The 6,308-nt window shown below is 46.1% G+C and carries 6 protein-coding genes; 4 read left to right on the top strand and 2 right to left on the bottom strand.

Annotated elements, in window-relative coordinates:
• Positions 1–27 precede the first annotated feature (27 nt).
• The 3 genes from QUA40_RS27115 to QUA40_RS27105 all read left to right on the top strand — a co-directional run bounded on the left by QUA40_RS27115 (position 28) and on the right by QUA40_RS27105 (position 3,840).
• Positions 28–267, top strand: a complete 240-nt coding sequence (locus QUA40_RS27115; protein WP_333131619.1) for a class I SAM-dependent methyltransferase — start codon at positions 28–30, stop codon at positions 265–267.
• 45 nt (positions 268–312) lie between these two features.
• Positions 313–501, top strand: coding sequence for a hypothetical protein (locus tag QUA40_RS27110; protein WP_333131615.1), 189 nt, complete (start codon positions 313–315; stop codon positions 499–501).
• 357 nt (positions 502–858) lie between these two features.
• Positions 859–3,840, top strand: coding sequence for a choice-of-anchor Q domain-containing protein (locus QUA40_RS27105; RefSeq protein ID WP_333131613.1), 2,982 nt, complete (start codon positions 859–861; stop codon positions 3,838–3,840).
• A gap of 289 nt (positions 3,841–4,129) precedes the next feature.
• On the opposite strand, the gene QUA40_RS27100 is transcribed toward QUA40_RS27105, so the two are convergent.
• Together QUA40_RS27100 and QUA40_RS27095 are read right to left on the bottom strand one after the other, a co-directional pair.
• The gene (locus tag QUA40_RS27100; protein WP_333131612.1) at positions 4,130–5,413 is read right to left on the bottom strand and encodes a sodium:proton antiporter; all 1,284 of its coding nucleotides are present in this window, start codon (positions 5,411–5,413) and stop codon (positions 4,130–4,132) included.
• A gap of 291 nt (positions 5,414–5,704) precedes the next feature.
• Entirely contained in the window at positions 5,705–5,983 is a 279-nt protein-coding gene (locus QUA40_RS27095) for a hypothetical protein (protein ID WP_333131611.1), read from the bottom strand.
• A 169-nt stretch (positions 5,984–6,152) separates the two neighbouring features.
• Between QUA40_RS27095 and QUA40_RS27090 the strand changes: the two genes are divergently transcribed.
• The coding region (locus QUA40_RS27090) for a transposase family protein (RefSeq protein ID WP_333131617.1) at positions 6,153–6,308 on the top strand (156 nt) is incomplete at its 3' end.

Genomic DNA, 6,308 nt, shown 5'->3' with positions numbered 1-6,308 from the left:
ATCGGTCGCTCCTATTCATAGTTTGCGATCGATTATTCAGCAAGCCCTAATTATGGTTATGCTACCGGACATGATATAACTCGCTTTGCTGATGACCAAAATGTCACGCTAATCGAACACAATTGTGATGAATCGCTACCGGATTTAGGCAAGTTTGATGCGGTTGTTTCTAGTTTTGCGATTGATCATGTAGCAGACGATCGCAAACGTTCGCTTTACACTGAGATTTTCGAGGTTTTGGAACCGGGAGGCATTTTTGGCAATTAGGAGCACGTAGCGTCGCCAACAGAGGCTTTGCATGAGAAGTTTTGAGTGGCGCTGGGTATTAGCGATTCACCAGACGATCCCTCTAATAAATTGCTGGATGTAAAAACGCAATTGCGCTGGTTTCGAGAAATTGGTTTTACTGATGCAGATTGTTATTGGAAGTGGCGGGAACTCGCTTTATTAGTTGGGGTGAAACCCGTCACCCCTGTCAACGTGGTGCAGAAGGCTCCCTAATGCTTGAAATTTCGTTGCAGCCGCGAACTCGCTCTGATTTTTTTCAATCGCGCGAGACAATAAACTTTGTTTATTATTGATCGGCAACCAATAGGATGACGTAAAGTTGATCGATCGCACCAGCTACACGGGCTGGATAAAACCAGTTTAATAGCTAAACAAAACAGTAGTAGATTGCAAAGCCTACGCACTTCCTTTAGCCAGCCCAACTGTGGAACTTAATAAAGTTGGTAGCGTCATAGATTCTAATTTGCAATATCGCAGTACGCGCGCGATGGAAATCGCGATCGCTTCCCCTAACCCGCGAGATCCGCGCTAGAGCTACAACCATCACTTACCATCTATCTATCAAAAAGAATGGCTACACTTGAAGGTACCCCTAACAACGATGTTTTAATTGGCTTTCCTGGAAGTAACTCGCTCTTCGGCAAACAAGGCGATGATACTTTGTTTGGCGCAGAAGGAGACGATCAAATCTTTGGCAACCAAGGTAAGGACTACATCTTGGGCAACCAAGCCAATGATACCCTCTACGGCGGCAAAGACAGTGACCTAATTCAAGGCGGCGAAAACGAGGATTGGGTGTTTGGCGATAACGGTAATGATACCCTCGAAGGAGGGCAGGGAAACGATTTTATGCGCGGTGGCAAAGAAAATGATTTGCTATCTGGAAATGAAGGCAATGATGTTCTATTTGGAGATAGCGGTGCCGATACCTTAAGCGGTGGCGATGGTGACGACGTTTTTGCGATCGGCCGAGTACAAAATAATTCTTTTAAAGGCAATTCTAGTCTTGCCAATGCAGACTTGATTGCCGACTTTAGCCTGGGTACAGACTTAATAGGACTCGATGGAGGCTTGGAATTTCAAGACTTGAATATCTCTCAAGGAACAGGGGATTTTGCCAGAGATACGATCGTTCGAGATAAGGTGACAGGCGAATATCTCGCTATTTTAAAAGGTATTAACAGCAGCAGTATCACAGCCGCCAATTTCACCACCTCACTCGCTCCAATTACCTCAACATCAACCCCCAGTATCTTAGAATTCAGCACCTCTAGCTACAGTGCTAACGAGGGCAACAGTGGCAGTCCCAATCAAGTTGTCGCCACAGTTCAACGCACTGGCAGCAGTGAGGGGGCAGTCAGCGTCCAAGTGCAACTAGATACCTCTTCCACAGCTAGTGTTACCGAAGACTACATTAACAATCTGCCAGTTACTATCAACTTTGCCAGCGGCGAAGACTCCAAAACTGTATCAATTCCTATTGTGGGAGATACCTTTGTAGAACCCAACGAAGAGATTAAATTGAAATTGGTTGACCCTGTAGGCAGGGTAACTTTAGGAAGTCAGCAAACTGCTACCTTCACTATTATTAACGATGACTTTTTGCCAAGGGTCAGCATCGCTGTTATAGATGAGTTAGCAGCAGAAACAGGCAACAATCCCGCCACTTTTCGCATCAGTCGCACTGGTGAGGGTCGCAGCAACTTAACAGTCAACCTAGCAATAGACGGTACTAGCAAGAATCCAACTAAACCTAGCGACTATACCCTCAGCGGTGGCGGCATTTCTGTCAACAGTTCAACTCTCAGCGTCACCATCCCGGCTGGACAAAATTTTGTAGATGTGAGCCTCACCGCTGTCGATGATATCCAAGCTGAGGCACAGGAGACGCTGAAGCTGAAACTAGCAGATGGGAATTACCAAGTTGATGCTAACCAAAACAATACTACTATCGCGATCGCAGCCAATGATACCGTAGTTGTCAATAGCAATGACAGCCTGACAGACTACAGTCTGGCAGAAGGTTCGTTTCGACAAGCACTGCTGAATGCTAACGCTTTTGCTGGGAATGATACTATTACTTTCAATCTGCCAGCCGGACCGCAGACAATCAATCTCACAGGAGTATTACCTGACATTAGCGGCGATGTGACTATTACTAATAGCACTGGTTCTAGCAACCTGACAGTGCGGCGGGATACGGGCGGAGATTACCGGATTTTCAAGGTAAACAGTGGAGTCAGTGCGACTTTTGACGGATTAACTATCGCCAATGGTTTAATAAGTGACGACGGCGGCGGCATCTATAACGACGGTGGCACAGTAAATGTGACCAACAGCACTCTCTCTAACAACACTGTGACAGGTGGCAGCGGTGCTGGCCTCTACAACAATGGCGGCACAGTAAATGCGACCAACAGCACTTTCTCTAGCAACCGTTTGAGCAGTTTCTTGGACTTGACTTTGAATCCTATCCCCAGTGGTGGTGGCATCCACAATGAGGGCGGCACAGTAAATTTGACTAACAGCATTTTCTCCAATAACAGTGCCTCGGCAGCAAGCAAAGGCGCTGCCATCTCAAACAATAGCGGCACAGTAAACGTGACGAACGGCACTTTCTCAGGCAACATCGCTACCTTAGGCGGTGGCATCTCTAACACTGGCCCAGGCACAGTCAAAGTAGCAAACAGCACTTTCTCTGGCAACTTTGGAGTGCGTTTTACCCTAGGACTTCCGGCATCAGTAAATGGTGCTTCCATCTTTAACCAAGGCGGTACTGTGGAGGTGGAAAACAGCACTCTTTCTGGCAACAATGCCGGCGGTGGCAGTGGTGGCGGCATTTATAACGGTGAGGGTGGCACAGTCAAAGTGACGAACAGCACTCTTTCTGGTAACACTGTGGGTAGTTTTTTTGATAGAGGTTTGTATGGTGGTGGCATTTATAACGATAACGGCACAGTAGAGGTGACGAACAGCACTCTCTCTGGAAACGAAGTAACCACCAAAGGTGGCCAGGGTGCTGGCCTCTATAACAAAGCTGGCACGGTAACGCTGACCAACAGCACTATCTCCGGCAACAAAGCAAACCCCAACACCGCTAACACATTCCCGGGCATCTTACCGAACCCTATAAGTAGCGGTGCTATATGGAATGGCGGCACGCTGAATGTCAAAAATACTATCATCGCTCTCAACAGTGCCGCCATTAACCCTGACGTTGACGGCAGCTTCGCCAGCAGTGGCTACAACTTAATTGGCAACGGTACTGGCAGCACTGGTTTTACTGCTGTTGGCGATCGAGTTGGCACTGCTGCTGCACCTATTGACCCTCTACTAAACCCCCGGGCAAATAACGGCGGCCCGACTCAGACTGTGGCACTGCAACCGGGTAGTCCCGCTATTAATGGTGGCGACCCAGCTTTTGTTTTAACGTCTGGACCTTTTATCGGTCCTCCCTTCTACGACCAGCGGGGTATCTCTCCTTTTAATCGCGTTAGCGGGGGAATTATTGACATCGGCGCTTTCGAGTTCGAGTCTCCTCTGGTCCCTTAACGCCTGTAGGATGCGTGGCAATGCCTTTGCTGTCAACTTAAGAGTGACGGCATAACTCACGCACAGAAAGCAAGGCTGTGCGCTTTGGGGGCGATCGAGAATTAAGATTTAGTAGGGTGCGTGACTCTCAATCATCTCACTGGTAATTGAAGAACTCAAAGTCACACACCTTACTCAATTAGTCCTGGACGCAGAAACCAGTTTTTTTTAGGAAGAGACTGCATGGTTAATCTTTAATAGGAGTGAAAAACCCTGTTTATAAAGGTATTTATGCGTCTAGGACTATGAATTAAATTAAATCCGGTACTTTAGGTTTGATTCGGCGCTCGTACCAGGTCATTAACGGGGTGGAAGTAATGCCGTGCAGAATCACAGAAATTATGATTGTTGTAAAGGTAATCCAGGCAATTTTTTCGGCGGTTTCGCCTTTCAAACCTTTACCCAAAGCATAGGTAAGATAATAGATAGAACCGACACCACGAATGCCGAACCACCCCCAGAGCCAGCGGCTGGCGGGATGCAAAGGACTGCCGATCGTACTAATCCAAGCTCCCACAGGTCGGATTAAAAAAATCAACAATCCAGCTACTAAGAGGGAGTATCCTCCATATGCCAACATAGGCTCTAAGCGCAAAAGCGAACCTAATAGTAAAATAGTTGCTACTTCCATTAACTTTTCTATGCGCTCGGTAAAGTGCAGTTGGGAAAGCGGCTTTTCTGGGTTTCGGTAACTCCGCTGCACAACAATTCCTGCTACAAAAACTGCGAGAAATCCGTAGCCGTTGACTACTTCTGTGAGGGAATAAGTGAGCAGAATTGTGCTGAGAGCAATGAAATCTTCCATTAATTGATCGGCCGGTCGGTAGCGTTGGAGTTGGCGATCAATCCAGGTGACGGCTTTCGCTACTAAAATTCCCATAACGATACCTGCGGCGATCGCCCAAATCAAGTCAACTGCTACCCACTGCGAAAACCAGTTCGGCCAGTTGTTATCTTTTAGCGCATAAATGCCGAAATAAACAAAGGGAAAAGCTAAAGCATCGTTCAAACCACCTTCCGATGTTAAACCAAAGCGCAATTCATCATGATCGTCTAGATTAGCTAACTGAACTTCTGAGGCTAAAACTGGATCGGTGGGAGCGAGAATTGCTCCCAATAAAATGGCAGCCGCCCAATCTAATTTCACAAACCAATGGCCGATCGCAGCAACAGCAAAAATCGAAATGGGCATTAAAAAACCGATCAGTCGCGCTGTGGAATTCCAGGCCCAAAGTTGCAGCGGGCGATTCATTTTTAAGCCGCAACTGAACAGAGAAACAATAACTACAAATTCTGTAAGTCTTTCTAAAAATTGAGCTTCGGGACGCAAGTCAATAAGCTTGACGCCGTAGGGTCCCAATCCGATACCCACAATTAGATAAATTAAGGCATAAGATACAGGCAATCGCGAAATCCATCCCGAACCCAAGGTGACGGTCAGCAGGAGGATGCCAATAACTAGCAGCTTGAGAATGTAAATATCCGCCATAGCGATCGCACTTTTAATGAGGTTGAACAAGGGCGATTTTGGCACGTAAAAGCTTCTGGCGCATCCGCCATCAGCTAGAGCCTGCTATCCTCCAAAAGTGGTGGGGCAGATTAATATAGATTGTTAGTGAGAATTAAAGATTTTTGGTGAAACCCTCCTCTACAAGTATTATGGTTGATTTACTGGAGATCTAATGACTAATGACTATTGACTGATGGCTAATTACTAATTAGAAACTCCACTTTTTTCCGTGGCGATGATGTGCAAATCTACGTGTTTGAGCGATCCCACTAAATGTTGAGTCAAAGAACCCCGCAGCAGCCAATTCCAGCGGGATTACTGGCTTTCGCCAATCACCACAACTTGAGTAACGCGATACTGTTGAGCTACATCGGAAATCGCTTTGGCTATATTAGTGCTGTTTAACCGCAAAAATTGCCTGTTAAATTGTTGACAGAGTTTCTCACAAGTTTCAACGTGCAAGCTTTCTGCTGTGGTTAAAAATCGCTCTGGAACTTTGACAAACACAGCATAAAACGGGGCATTCATGTAGCTAGCAATCCTCGCGCCTCGCTGCCGCAGTTGCAAGAAATTCCGATAAGTCGAGATGCACACTAAAACTCGTTGGTAAATGTTGCAATGTTGGCTTTTTAAAGTTGCTGCATCCTTTTCAACAGTGTCTGCGACCAGGGCGAACGCATCTAAATTTAATATTAACAGAATCTGGTATATTGGAGAATAATTATTGAGTACTTACAAAATATTTAATCAGAGTTCGCGCTGTATGAAACTTAAACCTAAAATCACCATTGTCGACCATTTTTTCGACTTAGAAGACCCAAGAATTGAGCGGACGAAACATTATCAATTAATTGATATTATCACGATTTCCATTTGTGCAGTGATTTGCGGTGCTGATACATGGGTGGATCTCGAAAGT

This window comes from Microcoleus sp. Pol11C3, assembly GCF_036701485.1.
Lineage (GTDB): Bacteria > Cyanobacteriota > Cyanobacteriia > Cyanobacteriales > Microcoleaceae > Microcoleus.
The sequence above is the reverse complement of the archived record's forward strand: the minus strand, read 5'-3'. Positions and strand labels throughout refer to the sequence as shown.

Bases quoted from the DNA above. Each gene is read 5' to 3' on its own strand.
- QUA40_RS27105 (WP_333131613.1), top strand. From the start codon at position 859: ATGGCTACACTTGAAGGTACCCCTAACAACGATGTTTTAATTGGCTTT.